The organism is bacterium (genome assembly GCA_026129405.1).
In the GTDB taxonomy this organism is placed as follows: domain Bacteria; phylum Desulfobacterota; class Binatia; order DP-6; family DP-6; genus JAHCID01.
The window spans coordinates 1,050,268-1,074,356 of record JAHCID010000001.1 but is presented as its reverse complement, the minus strand read 5'-3'; the positions used below and the strand labels follow the sequence as shown (position 1 = coordinate 1,074,356).

Genomic DNA, 24,089 nt, shown 5'->3' with positions numbered 1-24,089 from the left:
GCCGCTACTTCTCGCCGAGCTCCGCGTCCATCGTCGGCGCGCGGAGCCACTTGCCGATGTCCTCGCCGAGCACCTTGATGCAGCGGCCGAGGACGGCGCACGAGCCCTTCCAGTTGCCGAACGCGCCGCCGCCGGACGAGCGGCGGGCGCGGAAGGTGCCCTGCACCTGGCCGTTCTCGAGCAGGCGGCCGCGCAGCGAGACGAACTTCGCGTGGCCGATGAAGGCGTTGCCGGAGCTGACGGCGTCCTTGATCTCGACCAGCAGCACGCGGCCGGGCGTCTTGTCGGTCACGTCGGCGGCGAGCTCGACGGTGATCCCCTGGCCGGCGGCGCCTTCCTTGATGAAGTCGGCGAGGCGCGTGTCGAGCTCGCACTCGGCCTTCACGTTGGCGGCGATGTCGTTGTCGACCGCGTAGGGCACGGGCTTCGGAACGATGATCGTCTGCGCCGCGACCGGCGCGGCGAGGACGGCGAGCGCGAGGGCGGCTGCCCCGAGGCGGTGGTGCATGGTCGTGTGTCCTTCCCCCCGTGCGATCGTCGAGGACCGCAGGGCGCCGCCGCTCTAGCAGGCGACCCGCGGGCACGCTACACCGCACCGCCATGACGTTTCGGGCGCTCCGCCGCGCGCTCGCGGGCGCGCTGGCCGGCGCCGTCCTCGGCTCGACCCCGACCCTGCGCGCCGCCGGGCCGACCGACGGTCCGCTCTTCCCCGCGCCGACGCGCGACAAGACGGGCTACGTCGACCGCTCCGGGCGCATGGTCATCGCGCCGCAGTGGGACGACGCCGAGCCCTTCGCCGAGGGGCTCGCCGCGGTCGGCACGCGCCACCGGGAGACCGACGACGGCGTCTCGCGCACGGTGTCGCGGCAGGGGTGGATCGACCGCAGCGGGCGCGTCGTCATCCCGCTGCGCTGGGACGGCGCCGGCGACTTCTCCGACGGCCGCGCGCGGGTGAAGCAAGGGGCGAAGTACGGCTACGTCGATCGCAGCGGCGCCGCGGTCGTGCCGCCGCAGTATGACGACGCCGCACCCTTCTCCGAGGGCCTCGCGGCGGTGAAACGCGACGGCCGCACGGGTTTCATCGACACGAGCGGCAAGCTCGCCATCCCCTTCCGCTTCATGCGTGCCGCCTGGATCGCGAGCTTCAAGGACGGCCGCGCCTGTGCGTTCGAGGGCGACTACGACGACGACGCAGCGGGATACGTCGACCGCACCGGCGCCATGGTGATCCCCGCCCGCTACGCCTGGGCGCAGCCGTTCGCGGAGGGGCTCGCGATCGTGCGCACGACGCTCGACGCGCCGATCAGCGTCATCGACCGCGACGGCCGCACGGTGATCGAGACCGGCGCCGGCGACGCGCTCTCGTTCAGCGAGGGCCTCGCAGCCGTCCGCACGCCGGCGGGCTGGTCCTACATCGACCGCAGCGGCGCGGTCGTCATCGGGCCGCTGCCGTACCGCCACGTCGGCGTCTTCGTCGACGGCCGGGCGGGCGTCTGCCGGGGGAGCGCCTGGGGCTTCATCGATCGCGCCGGCCGCGAGGTGATCCCCACCACCTGGGCGGGCGTCTCCCGCTTCCGCGACGGGCTCGCGCGGATGGAATCGGGCAGCCTCTTCGGCGGGCTCCGCGTCGAGTACATCGACCGCGAGGGCCGCACCGTCTGGCGCGCGCGGTAGTGTCCCGATCTTCGGCGACGAGCTTCGGACTCCGGACACCACCAAGCGCGCACGACCCGTATTCCCAAGCCCCCGAGTTCCGGCTAGCTCGCGAGCAGGACACCACCGGCGCGGCATGCGGGCCGCCCGGGCAGCGGGCCGCGCGCGGCCCAAGGAGACACCATGCGCAGGATGCTCGTTTCGCTGGCGCTCGGCTTCGCGCTGGCTTCGGCCTCGTTGGTCTCGGCGGCGGACGAGAAGGCCGACGCGACGGTCTCGTTCGAAGGCGGCTCGATCGCGGTCGGCATCGGCTACAGCTGGGGGAGCGGCACCCTCCACTACAAAGGCGCCAACCACGCGCTCAAGGTCGAAGGGCTGTCGGTGGGCGACGTCGGGATCACCGACGTGTCGGCCTCCGGCAAGGTCTACAACCTGAAGAAGCTCTCCGACTTCGCGGGTACCTATACGGCCGTCAGCGCGGGCGCCGCGGCCGGCGGCGGGGGCGCCATCAGCGAGATGGTGAACCAGAACGGCGTGCGCATGCGCGTCGAGTCGACGACCCAGGGCGTGAAGTTCAAGCTCGGCGTCGATGGGCTCAAGGTCAGCCTGAAGTGACGCGCGATGCGCGGGGCGGCCGCCCGTCCCGCGCACCGGCGCCCGATGCGCCGAAGGATGAATCCTCGCGGCCTCTAGCCGAAGCGCACGCGACGATGCTAGCGGGGGCCACCACGCACACGACCGGCGTCCGCGCGCGCGGGAAGCTCCGGTCCGGGAGGCAGACATGCGCTGGTCGGCATCGATCCTGGTCCATGCGCTCCGCACGGCGGGGCTCGCGCGCGCCGTCGCGGTGATGAACGGCATCGAGTCGATCACGCCGAGCCGGTGATGCGGCTCCGACGCCTCGCCGCGGCGCTCGTCGTCGTCGCCGTCGCCGCCTTCGCCGCGGCGACGCCGGCGCGCGCCGCCGACGATCCGCTGCCGTCGTGGAACGACGGGCCACGCAAGCAGGCCATCCTGCGCTTCGTCGAGGAGACGTCGCGTCCGGGCCCCTCGTTCGTGCCCGTCCCCGAGCGTATCGCCACCTTCGACAACGACGGCACGCTCTGGGTCGAGATGCCCTTCTACACCCAGCTCGCCTTCGCGATCGCGCGTGTGAAGGCGCTGGCGCCGCGGCATCCCGAGTGGACGACGAAGCAGCCGTTCGCCGATCTCCTCGCCGGCAACGTGAAGGGCGCGCTCGCGGCGGGCGAGCCGGCGATCGTCGAGCTGGTGATGGTGACGCACGCGAACACCACCACGGCCGAGTTCGAGCGGATCGTCACCGACTGGATCGCGACCGCCAAGCATCCGCGCTGGGACCGCCCGTACACCGAGCTCGTCTACCAGCCGATGCTGGAGCTGATGGCCCACCTGCGCGCGAACGGCTGGAAGACCTACATCGTCTCCGGCGGCGGCGTCGAGTTCATGCGGCCGTGGACCGAGCGCGTGTACGGCGTGCCGCCGGAGCAGGTCGTCGGCAGCTCGGCGGTGACGAAGTGGCAGGTGGAGCCGTCGGGCCCGGTGCTGTTCCGCGAGGCGAAGATCTTCTTCGTCGACGACGGCCCCGGAAAGCCCGTGGGCATCAACGCCTTCATCGGCCGCCGCCCGCGCCTCGCCTTCGGCAACTCCGACGGCGATCAGCAGATGCTCGAGTGGACCGCCGCCGGCGACGGGCCGCGCTTCATGGGCCTCGTCCACCACACCGACGCCGCGCGCGAGTACGCGTACGACCGCCGGTCCGACATCGGACGGCTCGACGAGGCCCTGGGCGAGGCGACCGCAAAAGGGTGGAGCATCGTCGACATGCAGCACGACTGGAAGCGCATCTTCCCGTTCGAGTGACCGAAGCAGGAGGGACCATGACACGTCACACCGTCGTCACCACCGCACTGCTCGCGGCGCTGGCGCTCGCGGCGCCCGCCGCCGCGCAGCAGGCCGCGGCACCGTCCGGCAAGAAGCCGAACATCCTCGTGATCATGGGAGACGACATCGGGTGGTTCAATCCGAGCGTCTACAACCGCGGCATGATGGGCTACACGACGCCCAACATCGACCGCATCGCGCACGAGGGAGCGATGTTCACGGACTGGTACGGGCAGCAGAGCTGCACCGCCGGCCGCGCCGCCTTCATCACCGGCCAGTCGCCGATCCGCACCGGCCTCACGAAGGTCGGCCTCCCCGGCGCCGACGTCGGCCTCCAGCCGCAGGACCCGACCATCGCCGACATCCTGAAGCCGCTCGGCTACGCGACCGGCCAGTTCGGCAAGAACCACCTCGGCGACAAGGACGAGTTCCTGCCGACGCAGCACGGCTTCGACGAGTTCTTCGGCAACCTCTACCACCTGAATGCCGAGGAGGAGCCGGAGAACCCGGACTACCCGAAGGATCCGGAGTTCCGGAAGCGCTTCGGCCCGCGCGGCGTCCTGAAGGCGACCGCCGACGGCAAGATCGAGGACACCGGCCCGCTCACGAAGAAGCGCATGGAGACGGTCGACGAGGAGTTCCTCGGCGCGGCGCTCGACTTCATCGACCGGCAGCACAAGGCCGGCAAGCCGTTCTTCTGCTGGTTCAACTCGACGCGCATGCACATCTGGACGCACCTGAAGCCCGAGTCGGACGGCAAGACCGGCCTCGGCATCTATCCCGACGGCATGGTCGAGCACGACGCCCACGTCGGCCAGCTCCTCGAGAAGCTCGACGAGCTCGGCATCGCGAACGACACCATCGTCGTCTACACCACCGACAACGGCGCCGAGGTGATGAGCTGGCCCGACGGCGGCACGACGCCGTTCCGCGGCGAGAAGGCGACCAACTGGGAGGGCGCCTTCCGCGTGCCGATGCTGATCCGCTGGCCGGGCACCATCCCGCCGAACACCGTCCGCAACGAGATCTACGCGCACGAGGATCTGCTGCCGACGTTCGCGGCCGCCGCGGGCGAGCCCGACGTCGTCGCGAAGGCGCTGAAGGGCTACGCGTCGGGCGGCAAGACCTTCAAGGTCCACCTCGACGGCTACAACCTGCTGCCGTTCTGGAACGGCGAGACGAAAGCCGATCCGCGCGAGCAGTTCCTCTACTGGAGCGACGACGGCGACCTCATGGCCATCCGCGTCCGGAACTGGAAGCTGAACTTCCTCGAGCAGGAGGCCACCGGGCTCGCGGTCTGGGAACGCGAGTTCACGAAGCTGCGCGCACCGGACATCTACAACCTCCGCGCCGATCCGTTCGAGCGCGGCAAGGAGAGCTTCTTCTACGGCAAGTGGAAGGCCGACCGCATCTTCCTCCTCGTGCCGGCGCAGGCGATCGTCGGACAGTGGCTGGCGAGCTTCAAGGAGTTCCCGCCGCGCCAGAAGCCCGCGAGCTTCAACCTCGACGAGGTGATGGCGAAGCTCTCGAAGCCGACGAAGGACTGATGCCCGCCCGCGACGCGATCCAGGACCTCCAGGCCCGCATGGGCCGCTCGATCATCGGCCAGGAGGCGGTGATCGAGCGGCTCGTGATCGGGCTCCTCGCCGACGGGCACCTCCTCGTCGAGGGCCTGCCCGGCCTGGCGAAGACGCGCGCGGTGAAGAGCCTGGCCAGGCACCTCGATGCGCCGTTGTCGCGCATCCAGTTCACGCCCGACCTGCTGCCCTCGGACGTGACCGGCAGCGAGGTCTACGTCGAGGCCGGCGGCGGCGGCGAGTTCCGCTTCCAGCCCGGCCCCGTGTTCAGCAACCTCGTCCTCGCCGACGAGATCAACCGCGCGCCGGCGAAGGTGCAGGCGGCGCTGCTCGAGGCGATGGAGGAGCGGCAGGTGACGGTCGCGGGCAAGACGCACCCGCTGCCGCCGCTCTTCCTCGTCATGGCGACGCAGAACCCGATCGAGCAGGAGGGCACCTATCCGCTGCCCGAGGCGCAGATGGACCGCTTCCTCATGCACGTCACGATCGGCTACCCCGACGAGGACGCCGAGCAACGGATCGTGCGCCTGGTGCGCGGCGAGGAGGCGGCGGCGCCCGCGGTCGAGAAGGCCGCCGAGGCGCCGATCCCGCAGCAGGCGGTGTTCGACGCCCGCGCCGAGGTGCACGCCGTCGCCGTCGCGCCGGCGATCGAGCAGTACGTCGCCGACCTGGTGTTCGCGACCCGCTACCCGGAACGCTACGGCGACGAGCTCCGGGGCTGGATCCACGTCGGCGCGAGCCCCCGCGGCAGCCTCGCGCTCGACCGCTGCGCGCGCGCCAGGGCGTGGCTGGACGGCCGCGACCACGTGACGCCCGACGACGTGCGCGCGGTGCTCGGCGATTGCCTGCGCCACCGCCTGATCCTCTCGTACGCGGCCCGCGCCGACGGCCGCACGACCGACGACGTGCTGAAGGAGATCGCGGCCCGCGTCGCCGTCGCGTGATCGCCATGGACGCGCCCGGCGTCTACACCTCGCTCGACGAGCTGGTGCGGCTGCGGCAGTACACGCGCGGCTTCTCCTTCCTGCCGCGCCAGCCGCTGCATTCGCTCCTCGCCGGCCGCCACGCCTCCCGCCTGCGCGGCCGCGGGCTCGACTTCGCCGAGCTGCGCCGCTACCTGCCCGGCGACGACGTGCGCACCATCGACTGGCGCGTCACGGCGCGGACGCGCAGGCCCTGGGTCCGCATCTACACCGAGGAGCGCGACCGCCCGCTGCTCCTCGTCGTCGACCAGCGGCGCCACATGTTCTTCGGCAGCCGGCGAGCGATGAAGTCGGTGGCCGCCGCCGAGGCGGCGGCGCTCGCCGCCTGGCGCACGCTCGGCGCCGGTGACCGCGTCGGCGCGCTCGTCTTCGACGACGCCGAGGTGACCGAGCTGCGCCCGCAGCGCAGCGAGGCGCAGGTGCTGCGCATCCTCAACGCCGTCGTGGCATGCAACCGCGCGCTGCGCGTCGACGCGCCCGGCGACGCCGATCCGGGCATGCTGAACCGCGTCCTCGCGCAGGCCGCACGCGTCGCGACGCACGACCACCTCGTCTGCCTCGTCACCGACGGCGACGGCACGGACGCCGCGACGGCACGCCTCGTCACCCGCCTCGCCGCGCACAACGACGTGCTGCTGGTCGCCATCCACGACGTGCTCGAGTGGACCCTGCCCGACGCCGGCCGGCTCGTCATGGGCGACGGCGGGCGCGAGCTGGAGGTCGACACCGGGGACGCGGACCTGCGGCGGCGCTTTGCCGACGAGTCGACGACCCGCCGCGCGGCGCAACGCACCCTGGCGCGGCAGCGCGAGATCCCCGTCCTCGCCGTCGACGCGGGCGAGGACGTGCTCGCACAGGTCCGCCGCCAGCTCGGCCGGGCCGCGCGATGACCGACGCGACCAGCCTCGATCGGCTCGCCGACGTCGTGCTGCCGCCCGCGGTGGCATGGTGGCCGCCGGCGCCGGGCTGGCTCGTCGCCGGCGCGGTCGTGGTGGGGCTCGTGCTGCGCGCGGCCTGGACGGCCCGGCGGCGCCGGCAGGCGAACGCGGCTGTATCGCCGCGCGGCGCGCCGAGTGCCGTCGCCTGCGCGCGGCGGGCGCGCCGGCCGAGCTGCCGGCGCTGGTGAAGCGCACCGCGCTCGCGGCCTTCCCCCGCACCACGGTCGCGGCGTCGAGCGGCTCCGCCTGGCTCGCCTTCCTCGACGCCACCGGCGGCACGCAGGCGTTCACCGCCGGGCCGGGCGCGGCGCTGGTGCCGCTGGCCTACGATCCGCGCGCGGCCGTCCGCATGGAGCGCGCCGACGCCGACGCGCTCTTCGACACGGTCGAGCGCTGGATCACGGAGCACCGGCCGTGCTGACGCTCGCGCTGCCGTGGCTGCTGGTGCTGCTGCCGCTGCCGCTCCTCGTGGGCCGCGTGCTGCCGCCGCACCGCCAGCCCCGCCGGGCGCTCGCGGTGCCGTTCCTGGATCGTCTGGCGACGCTGCTGGGACGGCAGCCCGCCGCCGGCGCGGCCGTCGTCACGGGTCCAGCGCTCCAGCGCGTGCTCCTCTGGCTCGTGTGGGTCTGCGTCGTCCTGGCGATGGCGCGCCCGCAGTGGCTCGAGCCCGCGATCATGAAGACGGTGCCCACCCGCGACCTGCTGCTGGCCGTGGACCTCTCGGGCTCGATGGAGACGCGCGACTTCACCGACGCCTCGGGCGCCACCGTCGATCGCCTGACCGCCGTGAAGGAGGTCCTCGACGACTTCCTCGCCAGGCGGCGGGGCGACCGCGTCGGCCTCGTCTTCTTCGGGTCGGCGGCGTTCGTGCAGGCGCCGTTCAGCGAGGATCTGACCGCGCTGCGCGCCCTCCTCGGCGAGGCCCAGGTGCGCATGGCCGGCCCGCAGACGGCGTTCGGCGACGCGATCGGGCTCGCGCTCACGGTCTTCGAGCAGCACGACGGCATCCCGGACAAGGTCCTCATCGCGCTCACCGACGGCAACGACACCGGCAGCCAGGTGCCGCCGGCGCGCGCCGCCGAGATCGCGAAGGCGCGCGGCGTCATCATCCACACCGTCGCCGTCGGCGATCCCGCCGCCGCCGGCGAGCAGGCGCTCGACGAAGCGACCCTGCGCGCGGTCGCGGCCGCGACCGGCGGCGAGTACGCGCGCGCCGACGACCGCGCCGGGCTCGCGGCGATCTACGCCAGGCTCGACGCCCTGCGCACGCGGCCGGCGGAGCGCGTCAGCCACCGCCCGCGTGTCGACCTCTTCTGGGTGCCGCTCGGCGCGGGGCTGCTCCTCGGCCTCGCATATCACCTCGCCTGGGTGGTGCGCCGCGGCCTCGCCGTCCGTCGCACGCCGGCCCCGGTCGCCGCGGCGCTCGCGGCGCTGGCGCCGTTCCACTTCCTGCGTCCGTGGTGGCTGCTCGCGCTCGTCGCCACCGTCGCGCTGTGCACGGCGATCCGCGCGCGGCTCGACGAGCGCCGCGCCTGGCGCGGCGTGATCGCACCCCATCTCCTGCCCCATCTCCTCACCGGCGCCGACAGACGGCGCGGCGTGCAGCCGGTGCACCTGCTCCTCCTCGTCGGCGTGGTCGCGACGCTCGCCGTCGCCGGGCCGACGTGGCGGCGCGAGCCGTCGCCGTTCGGCGGCGACGAGGCGGCGCTGGTCGTCGTCCTCGAGGTGACGCCGACCATGCTGGCCGAGGACGTGCAGCCGTCGCGGCTCGCGCGCGCCGCCCACAAGGTGCACGACCTCCTCGCCGAGCGGCCAGGCACCAGGACGGCCCTCGTCGCCTACGCCGGCAGCGCGCACCTCGTCCTCCCGCTCACCACCGACGCCGGCCTCGTCGCCGGCTTCGCCGATGCGCTGTCGCCCGACGTCATGCCGGTCGACGGCGAGGCCACGGGCGAAGCGCTGGCGCTCGCCGACCAGCAGCTGCGTCGCGCCGGCGTCCCGGGCTCGATCCTCCTCGTCACCGACGGCGTGCCCGAGGGCGAGACCGCACGGCTCGGGCGCGATCACGCCCCGGTGCAGATCCTCGCCGTGGGCGCCGACGCCGGCACGCCCGCGCCGCCCGCCGGCCCGCCCGCCCCACCGCTCGATCGCGCCGCCCTCGGCCGCGCCGCGCAGGCGCTGGACGCCACGGTGACGAGCGTCACGCCCGACGACGGCGACGTGCGCGCGCTCGCCCGCCGCGTGCAGACGCGACTGGTGTCGCCGCCCGGCGCGCCCGCACCGGGCGAGCGCTGGCACGACGCCGGCTGGCCGCTGTCGTTCGTCGTCGGTGCGCTCGTGCTGGTGTGGTTTCGGCCGGGATGGGTGGTGCCGTGGCGCTGAGGTGGCGGGCGCGGCTCGCCGTCGCCGGTGTGGTCGCGCTCGGGCTCCTCTGGGCCCGCCACGACGCCGGCTCGCTCGGCGCCATGTGGCTGACGCCCGACCAGCGCGGCGCGCTGCTCCTGGGTCGCGGCGACGCCGCCGCCGCAGCGGGCCACTTCCGGGATCCGGCCTGGCGCGGCGTCGCGCTGTACCGCGCCGGCGCCTTCGCCGACGCGGCGGCGGAGTGGGGCCGCGTGGGAGGCGCCGACGCCGCATTCGACCGCGGCAACGCGCTCGTGATGAGCGGGAAGTACGACGGCGCCATCGCGAGCTACGACGCCGCCCTGGCGATCCGGCCCGACTGGAAGGCGGCGCGCGCGAACCGCGCCGTCGCCGCCGCCCGCCGCGACGCCCTGGCGCCGCCGGCGGACGACGAAGGCGGCACGGGCGGCCGGGAGAAGCCCGACGCCATCGTCCTGGACGGCCCGAGGAACGCGGGCGGACCGGCCGAGCCCTCGGATGCGAGCGCCGGGGCCGACGACGCCGGGCAGCAGGCGCTCTGGCTGCGCCGCGTGCAGACGACGCCCGGGGACTTCCTGCGCGCGAAGTTCGCGTTCCAGGCGAGCCGCCGGCCGGCGGCAGGCACGCCACCCGCGGAGGCTGCCCCGTGAGACGGCGGCGCGTCCGTGCGGGATGGCTCCTCGGCGTGCTCCTCGCCGCCGGCGCGGCGCATGCCGACGACGGCGTGCGGCTCGAGGCCGCGCTCACGACGACGGCGCCCGTCCTCGTCGGCCAGCAGGCGACACTGGCCGTGACGCTCTCCGCGACCGCACCGTTCGCCGGCTCGCCGATCTTCGCGCTGCCGCGCATCCCCGGCGCCGTGCTGATGCAGGCCGATCCCCACCCGGTGCTCGGCTCGGCCACGATCGACGGCACGACCTGGCTCTCGCAGCGCCTCGAGCTGGCGTTCTACGCCCTGCGTCCCGGCGCGTTCACGATCCCTGCCGTCACCGTCCGCTTCGGCACGACCGGCGCGCCCGGCGCCGCCGCGATCCCGCACGAGCTCGCGACCACGCCCGTCGCCGTCACCGCCGCGCTGCCGCCCGGCGTGGCGGCCGGCGACGACGTGGTCGCGACCACGCGGATGACGATCGACGAGCAGTGGACGCCCGCGCCCGGCAAAGCCCGCGTCGGCGACGCGTTCACGTGGACCGTGACCCGCACCGTCGCCGGCGTCCCCGCCATGCTGCTGCCGCCCCTGCCGATCGGCGAGGCCGGCAGCCTCGCCGCCTACCCGAAGCCGCCGCAGGTGACCGACCGCAGCGAGCGCGGCGACCTCGTCGGCACGCGCATCGACACGATCACCTACGTCTGCACGCGCGCCGACCGCGTCACGCTGCCCGGGGTGACGTTCCGCTGGTGGGACCTCGGCGCCGCCGAGCTCGCCGAGCGGACGCTGCCCGCGGTCACGTTCGAGGTCGCGGGCGCGCCGCCGTCGCCGGCGACGTGGGCCGTATGGGCGGCGGCGATGGCCGGGCTCGCAACGATCCTGTGGTGGCGCCGGCACGCGCTCGCGGCGTCCTGGCGGCGGCGGCGTAGCGCCTGGGAGGCGAGCGAGCCCGGCCGCTTCCGAGCCCTCGAGCGGGCATGCCGCAGCGGCGGCGCCGCCGCGATCTGGAGCGCCCTCGTCGCCTGGCTCGCGCTTCGCCACGCGGGTCCCGGCTGCGCCACCGTCGCCGACGACCTGCTGGCCCACGACGCCGACCCGGAGCTCCGCCGCCAGGTGACGGCGCTCCTGGACGCGCTCGCCGCGGGACGCACGCAGGTCGGCGGCGCGGCGCTGGCCGCGGCGCTGACCCGCCATCGTCGCACCCTCGCACAGCGGCGCCCGGCGCTCGCCACCCTGCTGCCCGACTTGAACCCGTCCTGACCCGCGAGGCACACAGGGCGCGGTGCCGCGCCTCCTCCTCGCTCTCGTCGTGGCGCTTCCCGCCGCCGCCGCGCCCGTGCCGGGGCGCGTGGACGCGCCGGGCTGGGTCGGCGGCGCCGCCTGCGCGCGCTGTCACGCGGTCGAGACGAAGGCGCGGCAGGGCTCGCACCACGACCGCGCCATGGAGACGCCGACGCCCGAGACCGTCGAGGGGCGCTTCGACGGCGCCAGCTTCACGAAGGACGGCGTCACCAGCACGTTCTCACGGCACGAGGGTGCGTACATGGTGCGTACCGACGGTCCCGACGGCGCGCTGCACGACTATCCCGTCGCGTGGACGTTCGGCGTGGAGCCGCTCCAGCAGTACCTCGTCGCCATGCCGGGCGGACGCCTGCAGGCGCTCGGCATCGCCTGGGACGCGCGACCGAAGGAGGCGGGCGGCCAGCGCTGGTTCCATCTCTACCCCGACGAGCACATCGACCACCGTGACGAGCTGCACTGGACCGCGGCGCAGCAGAACTGGAACTTCACCTGCGCCGAGTGCCACTCGACCAACCTCGTGAAGGGCTACGCGGCCGCGACGGACGCGTTCACGACCACGTGGACCGACGCCAACGTCGCCTGCGAGGCGTGCCACGGCCCGGGCGCGGCCCACGTCGCCTGGGCCGAGCAGCGCGCCGGCGGCAGCGAGGCGAAGGCCGCCGGAGGCGACGCGCCGGCAGCCGCTCCGAGCCCGGCGGCCGCTCCTGCGAGCCCGCCGCCCACCGGCACGCCGCGCTACGGGCTCAGCGTCGCACTGCGCGACGACGCCACCTGGACGTTCGCGCCCGGCGCCGCGATCGCGCACCGCAGCGCGCCGCCGTCGCCCGTCCAGCTCGAGACCTGCGGGCGCTGTCACGTCCGCGGCGCGCAGCTCTGGCCCGACGACGCGCCGGGCACGCCGCTCGCGCAGACCCACCGCGTGTCCCTGCTAGACCCGGGGCTCTACCACGCCGACGGCCAGATCGACGGCGAGGTGTACGAGTACGGCTCCTTCGTCCAGAGCCGCATGCATGCGGCCGGCGTGCAGTGCAGCGACTGCCACGATCCGCACTCGGCGAGGCTGCGCGCGCCGGGCAACGTCCTCTGCGCGCGGTGCCACGCGGCGCCGACCTTCGACGTCCCGGCGCACCACCACCACGCGCCCGGCTCACCGGGCGCGCAGTGCGTGTCGTGCCACATGCCCGAGAAGCTCTACATGGTGGTCGACGGCCGCCGCGATCACTCGTTGCGCGTGCCGCGGCCCGACCTCACGGCGGCGATCGGCACGCCGAACGCCTGCACCGCCTGCCACGGCGATCGGCCGGCGACCTGGGCCGCGGCGCAGGTGGCGGCGTGGCGCGGCCCGCAGAAGCCGGCGCCGTGGCATTGGGGCGAGGCCATCCACGCCGGACGCACCAACGCCGCGGGAGCGCTCGATCTCCTGCTGCGCGCAGCGAACGACCGCGGCGTGCCGGCGATCGCACGCGCGACGGCGGTGGGGTTGCTCGGCGGCCAGCGCGGCGGGCCCCGCCTCGGGCCGGCGCTCATGCAGGCGAGCCGCGACGCCGACCCGCTCGTGCGCCGCGCCGCCGCCGAGGCGGCGCCGATGGTCCTGGCGCCGCCGGAGCGCGTCGCCCTGGCCGGCCCGCTGCTGCGCGACCCGATGCGCAGCGTGCGCTTCGAGGCCCTCGGCAGCGTGCTCGACGTCCCGGCCGCGCAGCGCACGGGCATCGCCGCCGCGGACCTGGACCGCGTCATCGCCGAGTATCGCGCCAGCCAGACGTACAACGCCGACCGCGCCGAGAGCTGGTTCAACCTGGGGCAGCTCGACGCCCGCCTCGGCGACGCCGCGGCGGCGGAGAAGGCGCTCGGGACCGCCATCCGGCGCGCGCCGGCCTGGGCCGCCCCGTACGTGCAGCTCGCCGACCTGCAGCGCGGGAGCGGACGCGAGGCCGCGGCCGAACCGCTCCGCCGCGCGATCGCCGCGGCGCCGGGATCGGCCGAGGCGCAGGCCGCTGCTCGGCCTCGCGCTCGTGCGCCGGAAGCGCGCCCACGCCGGGCGCCCGCGCTGCGCCGCGCCGCGGAGCTGGCGCCGGACGAGCCGCGCCACGCCTGGGTCTACGCCATCGCGCTGCACGACGGCGGCGATCCGAAGGCGGCGATCGAGGTGCTGCGCCGCGCGCAGGCACGGCACCCGAACGTGCCCGACCTGCTCGCGACGCTCGCGCAGTACTCGGCCGAGACCGGCGACCGCGCCGGTGCGCTCGCGTGGGCACGGCGGCTCGCCGACCTGACCGGCGACCCCGCGGCGCGGCGGATGGTGGAGATGCTCGAGCGCCGGCCTTGAGGGGCGTCAGCCGCGCGCGGCCGGCGCGACCTCCTCGGCGAAGGCCTGGAGCTCGTCGAGCACGTACGGCGCGAACGTCATGAAGACGAAGTGCGTGACGCCCGCCTTGCCGTAGCGTGCGATGGTCTCGAGGCACTCGTCCTTGCCGCCGATCATGATGCTCTCGCGCGCCGCCTCGGGCGTCGTGCCCCGCATGCCGGCCACCAGCTGCTGCACGAACGCCTCGCGCTCCGCCGAGGCACGGTAGCAGAGCGGCAGCATCACGCTGTGCTCGATCCGGGCCGGATCGCGCCCGACGCGGTCGCCGTGGCGGCGGATGACCTCGATCTTGTGCGCCATGACCGACGCCGGTCCCGCCATGTTCCACATGTCGGCATACTGCGCGACCAGACGCAGCAGCACCTTCTCGCCGGTGCCGCCGATCAGGATCGGCGGATGCGGCGTCTGCACGGGACGCGGGTTCCCCATCGCGTCCTCGACCGTGTAGTGCTTCCCGCGCAGCGTCGTCTTCGGCTGCGTCCACATGCCGCGGATGATCCGGAGCGACTCCTCGAGCGCTTCCAGCCGGCCGCGCACGGTCTCGAAGTCGATGCCGAACGCGCGATGCTCGGGCTCGAACCAGCCGGCGCCGATGCCGAGGACGAAGCGCCCGCCGCTGGCGTGATCGAGCGTCGCCCCCATCTTCGCCGTGAGGCAGGGGTTGCGGTACGTGTTGCCGTTCACCATCGCGCCGAGACGCGCGCGCTTCGTCACCTGCGAGAGGGCGGCCAGCGTCGTCCAGCCCTCGAGACACGGCCCCTCGGGATCGGTGAAGATCGGGAAGAAGTGGTCGAACACCCAGAGCGAGTCGTAGCCCCAGGCGTCGGCCTTCGCCCACGCCTCGGCGAGCTGCGCGAAGGTGACGTTCTGCTGGCCGGTCTGGACGCCGAAGCGCAGGGGTTGGGTGGTCATGCCGCGGGCGTAGCCGCGGGCGTCGCGCGACACAACCCCGCGCGCCGGCGGCCGCGCCGTGATCTCGGCTCAGGGCCGCTCCCAGGTGCACACGTCGCCCTCCTCCCCGGCGATGAGGCGGCTCAGCTGCTTCGCGCGCTCGTTCGTGAGCTCCTGCTGGGTGCGGCACGTGCACATGGGCGCGACGGAGCCCCGCGCCGGATCGCCGGCCGGGTACAGCAGCGCGATCTGCGCGTCGCGGAACGCGACCCACGCCCGCTGCGCCGCCTTGATCCGCTCGCTGAGCGCCGCGTCCTTCGCGGCACGGGCGAGCGCGTCCTCGTAGACGCGGTTCAGGAGGATGTCGGTGGCCTTGGCCAGCTTGCAGGCCTGGGCGGTCGCCTCGTCCTCCGCCTCCGCGAGGGCCGGGGCGGGGAGGAGCGGCACGAGGGCGAGGAGAAGGGCGCGAGCGACGCATCTCATGCCCGGCGGGTAGCGCAGGGCGGTGGTCGGCGGCAAGCCTCCGCGGGCCGCTGGCATCGCACGGGCGTGCACGGTAGCCGTGAGAGCCATGACCCGCCGCACCGTCGCGCTCTGCCGCCTCCTCGTCGCGCTCGCCATGCTCGTCGCCGCCCGCCCGCTCCTCGCCGGCGAGGCCGTCGACCCCAACGCCTGGACCGTCGGCATCGACGGCATGATGTGCCCCGACGGCTGCGGCCCGACGGTGAAGAGCAAGCTCGAGGACGTCGACGGCGTCGAGACCGTCCGCGTCGATTTCGAGCACAAGGCCGCGATGGTGACCACGAAGCCCGGCGTCACGCTGACGCAGGCCGCGTGCGCCGAGGCGCTCGAGGGCACCCCCTACACCGTCTCGCGCGTCGATCCGCCGGCGGCGCAGTAGGCCGCCCACGCCGGCGGGTAGCGCCGGTCAGAGCTGGCGGCCGGCGCGATCGGGCACGCGGCGCAGGGCGGGGACGTCGGGCGCGCCGACGCTGCGACGACAGAAGCGCACGAGCGTCGCCACGATCTCCTCCTCGCTCGCGGTCTGCCCGGCGACGGGCGACAGCGGCCCCACCAGCGCCTCGGCGATGGCGCCCACGACGGCGGCGGCGCTGAGCTCGACGTTCTGCTCGGGGATCTCGCCGGCCGCGACCGCCTGGCGCAGCAGGCCCGCCATGTGCCGGCAATACGTGCGCCGGTAGGCGAGCCGCTCGGCGTCGACGAGCGGCTCGACCGGCTCGTGCAGCAGCGCCCACGCCAGGCGCCGGTGCCGCAGCGCACCGCGCGCGTGCGCCGCGACCGCGGCTTCGAGCCGCGCGACGCAGCCCGCCGTCGACGCCGCCTCGTCGACGGCGGCCATGTCGCGCTTGGCGGCGTCGCGAAAGACGTCGACGAAGAGATCGGCCTTCGACGGGAAATGCCGGTACATGGCCCCTGCGGCGACGCCGGCCCGCGCGGCGATCGCCTGCACGGACGCGGCGGCGTAGCCGCCCTCTTCGAGCAGCGTGCGCGCGGCGTCGACCAGGCGCGTGCGGGTCGGGACGCGCGGCGACCCGCCGCGGCGCGGCCCCCCCCCCCTGCCGCCCCCCCCCCCCCCCCGCCCGCGCGGCTGCGAGCGCGCCTTCACGCGCCCGCGCCGCCGCCACACCGGCGCGCCCGCGCCGCGCGTCGTGCCGCCGCCGCGAGCGCTCACGCCGGCGCTCCCGGCCCGTCGATGAGCGCGTGCAGCGTCCGGTGGAAGTGCACGATCGCGGCCTCGAAGAGCCCGAACGTGAAGACCTCGTTCGCGCCGCTGGCCAGGCCGCGCTGGATGGCGCAGGCCACCTCGCGGTCTTCGGCGCCGCCGCGCTCGACGAGCGCGCCCGCCTGCGCGAGGTAGGCCTGCGCCGGCGCGTCGTCGGCGGCACGATCGCTGAGCAGATACGTGGCGAAGCGCGTGCGGTCGACGGCGAGCGGCTCCAGCATCACGACGAAGATGCGCGCCGGGAACGTCGCCACCATGACGTTCGGGAAGAGGTGGTAGACGTAGGTGAGCTTGCCGTCGGCGGAGCGCTCGGCGGGCGACACGGCCCGCAGCTTGTCGATCGCCCGGAACGGGAAGGCGACCCGGCTGTTCGGCCCGAAGCGCTCGACGACGTTCACGTTGTCGAACTGGAGCGGGAAGAACGTCCCGGGGTGCGTCGAGCGGATGTGATAGCCCTCGAGGAAGCCCTCGACGACCACCTTCCAGTTGGCCGGCACGTCGATCTCGCCGAAGCCGAGGAGGCGGAAGCGCGACGGGATCAGCGTCGGCAGGTCGCCCGGCTCGGCGCCCGGCGCGTCCTGGGTCACGAAGACGAGGCCCTCGCGCTCGACGGCGGCGACGGGCACGAGGCCCATGGCGCGCTCGTCGAGGCCGGGGAAGCCGTGCCGGTCGGGCACGTGACGGAGCGCGCCGTCGAGCTCGTAGGTCCAGCCGTGGTAGCGGCAGACGAGCGCCCGCTCGCAGCCCGCGCCGTCGTCGGCGAGCGGCGTGCCGCGATGACGGCAGGCGTTGCGAAAGACGCGCACGCGGCCGTCGTCGCCGCGCACGGCAACGAGCGGCGTGCCGGCGGCCGTGCGCGCGACGTAGGAGCCGGGCTCGGGCAGCGCCGCCGAGGGACAGAACGGGGTCGGATGGCGGCGCAGCACGCGGGTGCGCTCGGCCGCGAAGCGCGCCTCCGAGCGGTAGTGCGCGACCGGCTCCCGCCAGACCGCGTCGCCGAGATCGGTCGTCTTGCGGTCGAGGTGATCGAGCAGGCGCTGCACCACCGTGGGGTCGTCGGCGAGGGGCGTCATCGCGTCACGCCCCCGTCCCGCTGCGCCAGGCGCCTGCGGCATACGCGTCGAGTCCGCCGGCGAGCTCGCCGCTCGCGATCGCGCGCACGCCGTGGTGGTACTCGGCGAGGAGCGCGGCGTCGAGGTCGAGGCTCCACTGCTCGTGGGCGGAGCGCCGGTCGGTGCGCAGCGCCGCCTGCGGCCGCGCCGCGATCTCGCGCGCGAGGGTCACCGCTTCCGGGAGCGCGCGGCCCGGCGGCACGAGCCGATTCGCGAGACCCATCCGCAGCGCCTCGTCGCCCGAGACGCCGCGTCCGGTGAGGATCAGATCGAGCGCGTGGCTCTGCCCCACGAGGCGCGGCAGGCGGACCGTGCCGCCGTCCATCAGCGGGATGCCCCAGCGCCGGCAGAAGACGCCGAACACCGCGTCGGTCGCGGCGACGCGCAGGTCGCACCACGCCGCCAGCTCGAGCCCGCCCGCGACCGCGTAGCCCTCGACCGCGGCGATCACCGGCTTGTCGAGCAGCATGCGCGTCGGGCCGACGGGCCCGTCGCCGTCCGGCGCGACGCGCGTGATGCGGGCGGCGTCGCCCGCGCGCATCGCCTTCAGGTCGGCGCCGCAGCAGAAGCGGCCGCCGGCGCCGGTGAGCACCGCGACGGCGAGTGCGGGATCGGCGTCGAAGCGGCGGAACGCGTCGGCGAGCGCGTCGGCGGTGGGACGATCGACGGCGTTGCCCACCTCGGGTCGATCGAGCGTGACGACGACGATGGCGCCGTCGGCTTCGTAGTGTACCGGCATGGTCGCGCCCTCCTGGTTGGCGGTGAACCGCGATTCACATCGGTAGTGAATGCGGATTCACGAGTCAACCGGGACGCAGCGCGGCGCGGTCCCCGAACCCACCCGCCCACGCGCGAGAAGCGCCGGCCGACGTCCGGCGGCGCCGACCGCGCGGCGCCGCGCGCGACGCGGCGACGGTCGAGCCCGCCGCGCGCGCCCGCGGCGCTTCCGTTGGCGGACCGGATCATGTCCGATGACGCCATGGGAAGCCCCCGCGACGAAGCGAGCGGAAGACGCGGCACCAGCGATGCACGCCGGCGCGGCGGCGGTGCGCCGCCGCAGGGTCGCTGACGATGGCGGTCCTGCGCGAGATCGCGTCCGACCTGTGGGTGGCGGAGCGCCCCCAGCGGTTCTTCGGCCTGGAGGTGGGCGCGCGGATGACCGTGATCCGCCTGCCCGAGGGCCGCCTGCTGCTGCACTCGCCGCTGCCGCTCGACGGCGCGTTGCGCGCGGAGCTCGACGCGCTCGGCTCGGTCGCGTACGCCGTCGCGCCGAACCGCGTCCATCACCTCTACGCCGGCGACGTCGCGACGGCGTATCCCGGCGCGCGCCTGTGGATCGCGCCCGGCCTCCAGCTGAAGCGTCCCGACCTCCGGTACGTCGATCTCCTCGGCGACGAGGCGCCGGAGGAATGGCGCGGCGAGGTCGACCAGACGTTCTTCCGCGGCCGGCCCTACGAGAACGAGGTCGCCTTCTACCACCGCGCGAGCCGGACGCTCGTCACCTGCGACCTCGCCTTCAACTTCCGCGAGCGCACCGCGACGGCGACCCGCCTGCTGATGTCGCTGGTGCGCAGCTACGGCTACTTCGGACCATCCAAGCTCGATCCGCTGCTCATCCGCGACCGGGAAAAGGCGCGCGCCAGCCTGGAGCGCATCCTCGCATGGAACTTCGACCGCGTGATCGTCGCCCACGGCGACGTGCAGGAGCGCGACGGCAACCGCTTGCTGCGCGAGGGCTACGCCTGGTTGCTGCGCGGGTGACGCCGGCGCATCGCGCGCCGGCGTCCCCACGCGTCGTCCTCAGAGGAACGCGCCGCTCGGCGAGCCGAGGGCGCAGGGGAACGGCAGCACGCCGCTGACGTTGGCGTCGACCGTACCCGTCTCGACGGCGTCGACGAGCCCGGCGGGGTTCGACATGGCGCCGCCGACCCAGTCGCGCAGCAGGACGCCGGCGGCGGTGCCCGTGTTCCAGTCGGCCTGGTTGAGCTCCCCGTGGATGTGGGTGTGCACGCCGCGGATCCAGCTGAAGATCCCGGGCGTGCCCTGCACGCTGCAGTAGTTCGCGCGCAGCGCGTTCACGAAGGCGCCGTTCGACGGGAACAGCGTCGTGTTCCGCTGTGTGTTGTCGATCTGGTTCGAGACGTTGAGCATGCGCTGCTCCGGCGTGCCGAGGAGGCGCGGCGACGTCGCCAGCTCGAGGTTGTCGAATATCTCGGCGCAGCTCGGGTCCTTGCAGTACGGTGGCAGGAACGGGAGCGTGTTCCAGCCGGGGTACGTCGCCGGCAGCGTAACGGCGCCGATCGCGATCACGCCGAGCGGCGTGCCGTTGTCCATCGCCAGCGCCGCGTCGGGCACCGAGGTCGAGTGGATCCAACCGAGGTCGTCGAGCACCCAGTGGTAGTTGTAGGCGGCACCGTAGCCGCCCGCCGAGCTGCCCGCGAACACCATGCGCGGGCGGTCGGCGCGGTAGCCCTGCGGGTCGTCGGCGTCCATCACCGCCCAGATCACGTCGCGCACGTAGCCGAGCGCGGCGCGAACGTTCAGCGCGCCGTAGCGGTGCACGGTCATCTCCGGATACGCGGTCGGCACGCCGCCGCCGAGGTGCAGGTCCTGCGTGCAGTACGGCAGGCCGACCTTGGTCCAGTTCTGGAACGGGTTCGTCGCTTGCGTGCTCGACATCATGCCGCCGTTCGGCAGCGTGTCGCTCATCGCCTCGAAGAGGTCCGGGCTCCTCGCCGCGCAGCTCGGGCCGTCGGCGCAGAAGCCGCCGCCCGACATGTGCACGACGACGTTCTCGACCGGGAAACCCACGGGGGCGAGGCGCATGTCGAAGGCGTAGTCGCTGCCGTTGCCGCAGCGCGAGCCGAAGACCGCGTGCGGCAGGACGACCTTGACCGCGACGCCCCGCGCGGGCACCGGCACCGCGGCGCGCGGGCCGCAGTCGAGCGCGAGCGGCGTCGTCACGCCGTGCGCGGTGGCGACGAGGCAGCGCGACTGCGCGAGGGCGCGCGACGCGTACACCGCCGCGTCGGTGGCGACGAGGCTCGCGAGCGGCGTCGGGCAGCGGCCGCCGATCTTGGCGACCGACCTGGCTTCGCGTGCCGCGATCTTCGCGGCCACACCGGCCGCGTCGCACGGCCTGCCGGCGCCGGCGTTGCGGATGCAGGTGCTCTGCTGCTTCATCGCGTAGTCGATGAGGCCCTGGCCCTCCTTCCACGCGCCGTCGAGGCACTTGCGATCGCCGGCCGACGCCGAGCCGTACGCGGCCCCGTGCGGGCCGCCGACACTGCGCGCCGCGAGGCTCGCCACCGCGCGCGTACAGGCGCTCGCGAGACGCTCGACGAGGCCGGCCGGCGTCAGCACGGGCCCGTAGCTCGCGGCCTGCACGGTCGCCGGGTCCGGACACTTGGGCAGCACCTTGCCGCCGATGCGCGCCATCTCCTTCACCAGCTTCGGATCGGTGTCGGGACAGGCGGCGCTGGCCGTCTGGTAGCACTTCTGCGCCAGCTTCGACGCCTTCTTCACGCAGCTGCGCAGCGTGTCGCCGGCGGTCTTCTCACACAGCTGGCCGGGGGTGAGGCCGGCGAAGGACGCGGCCGGGGCCGCGAGGAGGGCAAGGAGCGTCACGACGGGCGGCGTTCGCATTCGGGTCCTTTCACGTCCGCGGAGGCGCCGCGGGCTCGAAGGGGCGAAGCCTAGACGCCCGCCTTCGATGGCCGCAACGCAATTCCACGCCATGCACCGATCGGCTGCCGCGCGGCCGCCGGCAGGCCGTCCGATCGGGGGCGTCTCCACGCCCACATGCGCGATGGGACGGCGCCGGCGCGGAGCGCCGGGCGCGCTGGTCAGTGCCCCGAGTCGGGGAGCGGCACCACGTCGGCAACGACCTCTTCGGGGAAGCCGCGCGACAGGAGCAGCCGCCAGGCCCGGGGCGGATCGGCGGCGCGCGCGTGCCCGAGCGCCCGCCGCGCCCAGACGGCCTCGGACTCGCCGCCCCGCGACTCCGCCACCGCCGCGTCGATCAGCGCCGTGGCGACGCCGCGCGCCTCGAGGTCGGCCGCGATGCGCAGGCTCCCGGCTCCGCGGCGGCGTAGGGTGCGCGCCCGGTCGAGGGCGAGCTGGGCGTCGTTCACCCAGCCGAGCTCGGTGGAGCGCGCGACGGTCTTCGCCGCCGTCTCCACCTGGTAGCCCTTCGCGACCAGGCGCTCGGCGAGATCGGCCGCGGACCGCGGCGCCCGCCGGAGCACGCCCGCCGCCACGTCGAGCGGCGTGGGCGTGCGCCGGGGCGCCTCGCGATCAGAAGCGGTCGACCTTGATCGACTCCTCTTCGACGGCATTGGTGTCGTGGTCGAAGTCGTCCCAGCGCGAGTCGCTGGTGGACGAGATGCCGCGCGCCTTCAGCGCGAAGTCGTCCGGGTTGGTCGCCTGCGCCATCGCTTCCTCGAAGGTGATGAGGTTCTCGCGCCAGAGGCCCATCAGCGACTGGTCGAACGTCTGCATGCCGTAGGTCGTGAAGCCGCGCGCGATGACGTCGCGCAGCTCGCGCGTGCGCTCCGGGATCTGGATGCACTCGCGCACCAGACCGGTGGAGACGAGGACCTCGACGGCGGGCACCATGCCGGTGCCGTCGGCGCGCGGCACGAGACGCTGGCTGATGATGCCCTTGATGATGCTGGCGAGGATCAGGCGGGCCTGACCGCGCGCATGCTCGGGGAACGCGGAGATGACGCGGGTGACGGTCTCCGTCGCGTCGAGGGTGTGCACCGTGGACATGACGAGGTGACCGGTCTCGGCCGCGAGGATGGCGGTCTCGATGGTCTCGAGGTCGCGCATCTCGCCGACGAGGATGATGTCGGGGTCCTGGCGCAGCGCACCGCGCAGGCCGGCCGCGAAGCTCGTGCAGTCGGCGCCGATCTCGCGCTGGGTGATGATCGAGAGGTCGTCGCTGTGCAGGTACTCGATCGGGTCCTCGATGGTGATGATGTGCTTGTCGGTGGCACGATTGACGTGGTCGATCATCGCCGCGAGCGTGGTCGATTTGCCGCTGCCGGTCGTCCCCGTGACGAGGATGAGCCCGCGGTGCTCCTCGGCGATGCGCTCGATGACCGGCGGCAGGTGCAGCTCGTTCACGCGCCGCACGCGCGCCGGGATCAGACGCAGCGCCGCCTGGAGCGCACCGCGCTGATAGAACACGTTGACGCGGAAGCGCCCCAGCTCGGGGGTGCCGTAGCCCACGTCGACCTGGAGGTTCTCCTTCAGCCGACCGACGTGGTAGTCGTCGAGCAGCTGCTGGGTGAGCGCCACCATGGCGTCACGATCGATGTGACCGCCGTCGTCCCAGCGCGTGAGCGTGCCGTTGATCCGGAAGATGGGCGCCGTGCCCGCCTTCAGGTGAATGTCCGACGCGTTCCGGGTGACCGCCTCGCGCAGGATCGCATCCAGCTCCACGTGTGCTCAGTCCTTTCCGCCCCTCCCCCGCCGCGCGGCACCCTCTGCCGCGCGGCCTCCTTCTGCACCGTTGGACTCCTCGATCGGCGCCCCAGCCGATCCGTTCCCCGTGACCACGTCGGCCTTGAGACCGTACTTCTCGCGCACGCGCGCCTCGATGGTGGCGGCGACGTCCTTGTGCTCGCGCAGGAACTCGCGCGCGTTCTCGCGGCCCTGTCCGATGCGATCGCCGCCGAACGCGTACCAGGCACCCGTCTTCTCGACGATGCCGTGCTCGGCGGCGATGTCGAGCAGCTCGCCTTCCTTCGACACGCCGACTCCGTAGAGGATGTCGAACTCGACCTCGCGGAACGGCGGCGCGACCTTGTTCTTCACCACCTTCACCTTGGTGCGGCTGCCGATCACCTCGTCGCCGTGCTTGATGGCGCCGATGCGACGGATGTCGAGCCGGACCGAGGCGTAGAACTTGAGCGCGTTGCCGCCGGTCGTGGTCTCCGGGTTGCCGAACATCACGCCGATCTTCATGCGGATCTGGTTGATGAAGACGACGATGGTCTTCGACTTGGAGATGGTGCCGGTGAGCTTGCGCAGCGCCTGCGACATGAGGCGGGCCTGGAGCCCCATCTGCGGGTCGCCCATGTCGCCCTCGATCTCGGCACGCGGCACCAGCGCGGCGACGGAGTCGATCACGAGCACGTCGATGGCGCCGGAGCGCACGAGCGTGTCGGCGATCTCGAGCGCCTGCTCGCCGTGGTCGGGCTGCGAGATCAGCAGGTCCTCGCTCTTCACACCCAGCTTGCGGGCGTAGCCGACATCGAGCGCGTGCTCGGCGTCGACGAAGGCGCAGATGCCGCCGCGCTTCTGCGCCTCGGCGACGAGGTGGAGCGCCAGCGTGGTCTTGCCCGACGACTCCGGCCCGAAGATCTCGATGACGCGACCGCGCGGGACGCCACCGATGCCGAGCGCGATGTCGAGCCCGAGCGACCCGGTGGGCAGGGCGGCGATGTCCTGCTGCGCGAGGCCGTCCTCGCCCAGCTTCATGATCGCGCCCTTGCCGAACTGCTTCTCGATCTGGCTGAGCGCGAGGTCGATCGCCCGCTCGCGGTTCACGTCGATGCCCATCTTGGAAGTCCCTCCCCGCCG

At 74.0% G+C, this 24,089-nt stretch carries 24 protein-coding genes; 14 read left to right on the top strand and 10 right to left on the bottom strand.

The window, feature by feature from the left end:
• Nucleotides 1-4: 4 nt before the first annotated feature.
• Entirely contained in the window at nt 5-508 is a 504-nt protein-coding gene (locus KIT14_04940) for a hypothetical protein (GenBank protein ID MCW5889879.1), read from the bottom strand.
• A 92-nt stretch (nt 509-600) separates the two neighbouring features.
• Here KIT14_04940 and KIT14_04935 point away from each other — a divergent pair, with 92 nt between their 5' ends.
• The 12 genes from KIT14_04935 (at nt 601) to KIT14_04880 (ending at nt 13,712) form a co-directional block, all read left to right on the top strand.
• Complete coding sequence (locus tag KIT14_04935; GenBank protein ID MCW5889878.1) at nt 601-1,674, top strand: WG repeat-containing protein; 1,074 nt, start codon at nt 601-603, stop codon at nt 1,672-1,674.
• 162 nt (nt 1,675-1,836) lie between these two features.
• Nucleotides 1,837-2,268, top strand: a complete 432-nt coding sequence (locus tag KIT14_04930; GenBank protein ID MCW5889877.1) for a DUF1134 domain-containing protein — start codon at nt 1,837-1,839, stop codon at nt 2,266-2,268.
• Nucleotides 2,269-2,538: 270 nt separating this feature from the next.
• Complete coding sequence (locus KIT14_04925) at nt 2,539-3,534, top strand: haloacid dehalogenase-like hydrolase (GenBank protein MCW5889876.1); 996 nt, start codon at nt 2,539-2,541, stop codon at nt 3,532-3,534.
• Nucleotides 3,535-3,551: 17 nt separating this feature from the next.
• On the top strand, nt 3,552-5,102 hold the full coding sequence (locus KIT14_04920; GenBank protein MCW5889875.1) for an arylsulfatase: 1,551 nt from the start codon (nt 3,552-3,554) through the stop codon (nt 5,100-5,102).
• On the top strand, nt 5,102-6,076 hold the full coding sequence (locus KIT14_04915; GenBank protein ID MCW5889874.1) for a MoxR family ATPase: 975 nt from the start codon (nt 5,102-5,104) through the stop codon (nt 6,074-6,076). Before KIT14_04920 ends, KIT14_04915 begins: the two co-directional genes overlap by 1 nt.
• Before the next feature lie 5 nt (nt 6,077-6,081).
• On the top strand, nt 6,082-7,005 hold the full coding sequence (locus KIT14_04910; protein MCW5889873.1) for a DUF58 domain-containing protein: 924 nt from the start codon (nt 6,082-6,084) through the stop codon (nt 7,003-7,005).
• Nucleotides 7,002-7,241, top strand: coding sequence for a DUF4381 family protein (locus KIT14_04905; protein ID MCW5889872.1), 240 nt, complete (start codon nt 7,002-7,004; stop codon nt 7,239-7,241). The genes KIT14_04910 and KIT14_04905 overlap by 4 nt, the downstream gene beginning before the upstream one ends.
• Nucleotides 7,238-7,474 carry a DUF4381 domain-containing protein gene (locus KIT14_04900; GenBank protein MCW5889871.1) on the top strand — a complete coding sequence of 79 codons (237 nt, stop codon included), beginning with the start codon at nt 7,238-7,240 and terminating at the stop codon, nt 7,472-7,474. Before KIT14_04905 ends, KIT14_04900 begins: the two co-directional genes overlap by 4 nt.
• Complete coding sequence (locus tag KIT14_04895) at nt 7,468-9,435, top strand: VWA domain-containing protein (GenBank protein ID MCW5889870.1); 1,968 nt, start codon at nt 7,468-7,470, stop codon at nt 9,433-9,435. The genes KIT14_04900 and KIT14_04895 overlap by 7 nt, the downstream gene beginning before the upstream one ends.
• On the top strand, nt 9,426-10,085 hold the full coding sequence (locus KIT14_04890; GenBank protein MCW5889869.1) for a tetratricopeptide repeat protein: 660 nt from the start codon (nt 9,426-9,428) through the stop codon (nt 10,083-10,085). The genes KIT14_04895 and KIT14_04890 overlap by 10 nt, the downstream gene beginning before the upstream one ends.
• Entirely contained in the window at nt 10,082-11,344 is a 1,263-nt protein-coding gene (locus tag KIT14_04885) for a BatD family protein (GenBank protein MCW5889868.1), read from the top strand. The genes KIT14_04890 and KIT14_04885 overlap by 4 nt, the downstream gene beginning before the upstream one ends.
• A 22-nt stretch (nt 11,345-11,366) precedes the next feature.
• A complete protein-coding gene (locus KIT14_04880) occupies nt 11,367-13,712 on the top strand; it encodes a hypothetical protein (protein MCW5889867.1) in 2,346 nt (781 codons plus the stop codon).
• A 6-nt stretch (nt 13,713-13,718) separates the two neighbouring features.
• Here KIT14_04880 and KIT14_04875 read toward each other — a convergent pair whose 3' ends face one another.
• Nucleotides 13,719-14,663 (bottom strand): LLM class F420-dependent oxidoreductase, encoded by a 945-nt coding sequence (locus KIT14_04875; protein MCW5889866.1) that lies wholly within the window; start codon nt 14,661-14,663, stop codon nt 13,719-13,721.
• Nucleotides 14,664-14,732: 69 nt separating this feature from the next.
• Nucleotides 14,733-15,125: a DUF1311 domain-containing protein gene (locus KIT14_04870; GenBank protein MCW5889865.1), complete on the bottom strand. Its 393-nt coding sequence runs from the start codon at nt 15,123-15,125 to the stop codon at nt 14,733-14,735.
• Nucleotides 15,126-15,213: 88 nt separating this feature from the next.
• On the opposite strand from KIT14_04870, the gene KIT14_04865 reads away from it, so the two are divergent.
• Entirely contained in the window at nt 15,214-15,543 is a 330-nt protein-coding gene (locus KIT14_04865; GenBank protein ID MCW5889864.1) for a heavy-metal-associated domain-containing protein, read from the top strand.
• Between the two features lie 27 nt (nt 15,544-15,570).
• Here KIT14_04865 and KIT14_04860 read toward each other — a convergent pair whose 3' ends face one another.
• The 3 genes from KIT14_04860 to KIT14_04850 all read right to left on the bottom strand — a co-directional run bounded on the left by KIT14_04860 (nt 15,571) and on the right by KIT14_04850 (nt 18,237).
• Nucleotides 15,571-16,269, bottom strand: a complete 699-nt coding sequence (locus KIT14_04860; protein ID MCW5889863.1) for a TetR/AcrR family transcriptional regulator — start codon at nt 16,267-16,269, stop codon at nt 15,571-15,573.
• Nucleotides 16,270-16,331: 62 nt separating this feature from the next.
• Complete coding sequence (locus KIT14_04855) at nt 16,332-17,459, bottom strand: Rieske 2Fe-2S domain-containing protein (GenBank protein ID MCW5889862.1); 1,128 nt, start codon at nt 17,457-17,459, stop codon at nt 16,332-16,334.
• 4 nt (nt 17,460-17,463) lie between these two features.
• Complete coding sequence (locus KIT14_04850; GenBank protein MCW5889861.1) at nt 17,464-18,237, bottom strand: crotonase/enoyl-CoA hydratase family protein; 774 nt, start codon at nt 18,235-18,237, stop codon at nt 17,464-17,466.
• A gap of 332 nt (nt 18,238-18,569) precedes the next feature.
• Between KIT14_04850 and KIT14_04845 the strand changes: the two genes are divergently transcribed.
• Nucleotides 18,570-19,259: a DUF4336 domain-containing protein gene (locus KIT14_04845; GenBank protein MCW5889860.1), complete on the top strand. Its 690-nt coding sequence runs from the start codon at nt 18,570-18,572 to the stop codon at nt 19,257-19,259.
• Nucleotides 19,260-19,298: 39 nt separating this feature from the next.
• Here KIT14_04845 and KIT14_04840 read toward each other — a convergent pair whose 3' ends face one another.
• The 4 genes from KIT14_04840 to recA all read right to left on the bottom strand — a co-directional run bounded on the left by KIT14_04840 (nt 19,299) and on the right by recA (nt 24,062).
• Complete coding sequence (locus KIT14_04840; protein ID MCW5889859.1) at nt 19,299-21,143, bottom strand: hypothetical protein; 1,845 nt, start codon at nt 21,141-21,143, stop codon at nt 19,299-19,301.
• 200 nt (nt 21,144-21,343) lie between these two features.
• On the bottom strand, nt 21,344-21,757 hold the full coding sequence (locus KIT14_04835) for a regulatory protein RecX (GenBank protein ID MCW5889858.1): 414 nt from the start codon (nt 21,755-21,757) through the stop codon (nt 21,344-21,346).
• Nucleotides 21,758-21,794: 37 nt separating this feature from the next.
• Nucleotides 21,795-22,946, bottom strand: coding sequence for a PilT/PilU family type 4a pilus ATPase (locus tag KIT14_04830; GenBank protein MCW5889857.1), 1,152 nt, complete (start codon nt 22,944-22,946; stop codon nt 21,795-21,797).
• Between the two features lie 6 nt (nt 22,947-22,952).
• Nucleotides 22,953-24,062: a recombinase RecA gene (recA, locus tag KIT14_04825; GenBank protein MCW5889856.1), complete on the bottom strand. Its 1,110-nt coding sequence runs from the start codon at nt 24,060-24,062 to the stop codon at nt 22,953-22,955.
• Between the last annotated feature and the right edge of the window lie 27 nt (nt 24,063-24,089).

What these genes read in the sequence shown, in the direction of transcription:
- KIT14_04930 (MCW5889877.1), top strand. Translation starts at nt 1,837, where the DNA reads ATGCGCAGGATGCTCGTTTCGCTGGCGCTCGGCTTCGCGCTGGCTTCG.
- KIT14_04850 (MCW5889861.1), bottom strand. Translation starts at nt 18,237, where the DNA reads ATGCCGGTACACTACGAAGCCGACGGCGCCATCGTCGTCGTCACGCTC.
- KIT14_04905 (MCW5889872.1), top strand. Translation starts at nt 7,002, where the DNA reads ATGACCGACGCGACCAGCCTCGATCGGCTCGCCGACGTCGTGCTGCCG.
- KIT14_04935 (MCW5889878.1), top strand. Translation starts at nt 601, where the DNA reads ATGACGTTTCGGGCGCTCCGCCGCGCGCTCGCGGGCGCGCTGGCCGGC.
- KIT14_04845 (MCW5889860.1), top strand. Translation starts at nt 18,570, where the DNA reads ATGGCGGTCCTGCGCGAGATCGCGTCCGACCTGTGGGTGGCGGAGCGC.
- KIT14_04920 (MCW5889875.1), top strand. Translation starts at nt 3,552, where the DNA reads ATGACACGTCACACCGTCGTCACCACCGCACTGCTCGCGGCGCTGGCG.
- KIT14_04875 (MCW5889866.1), bottom strand. Translation starts at nt 14,663, where the DNA reads ATGACCACCCAACCCCTGCGCTTCGGCGTCCAGACCGGCCAGCAGAAC.
- KIT14_04870 (MCW5889865.1), bottom strand. Translation starts at nt 15,125, where the DNA reads ATGAGATGCGTCGCTCGCGCCCTTCTCCTCGCCCTCGTGCCGCTCCTC.
- KIT14_04940 (MCW5889879.1), bottom strand. Translation starts at nt 508, where the DNA reads ATGCACCACCGCCTCGGGGCAGCCGCCCTCGCGCTCGCCGTCCTCGCC.
- KIT14_04840 (MCW5889859.1), bottom strand. Translation starts at nt 21,143, where the DNA reads ATGCGAACGCCGCCCGTCGTGACGCTCCTTGCCCTCCTCGCGGCCCCG.
- KIT14_04925 (MCW5889876.1), top strand. Translation starts at nt 2,539, where the DNA reads ATGCGGCTCCGACGCCTCGCCGCGGCGCTCGTCGTCGTCGCCGTCGCC.
- KIT14_04855 (MCW5889862.1), bottom strand. Translation starts at nt 17,459, where the DNA reads ATGACGCCCCTCGCCGACGACCCCACGGTGGTGCAGCGCCTGCTCGAT.
- KIT14_04910 (MCW5889873.1), top strand. Translation starts at nt 6,082, where the DNA reads ATGGACGCGCCCGGCGTCTACACCTCGCTCGACGAGCTGGTGCGGCTG.
- KIT14_04915 (MCW5889874.1), top strand. Translation starts at nt 5,102, where the DNA reads ATGCCCGCCCGCGACGCGATCCAGGACCTCCAGGCCCGCATGGGCCGC.
- KIT14_04865 (MCW5889864.1), top strand. Translation starts at nt 15,214, where the DNA reads ATGACCCGCCGCACCGTCGCGCTCTGCCGCCTCCTCGTCGCGCTCGCC.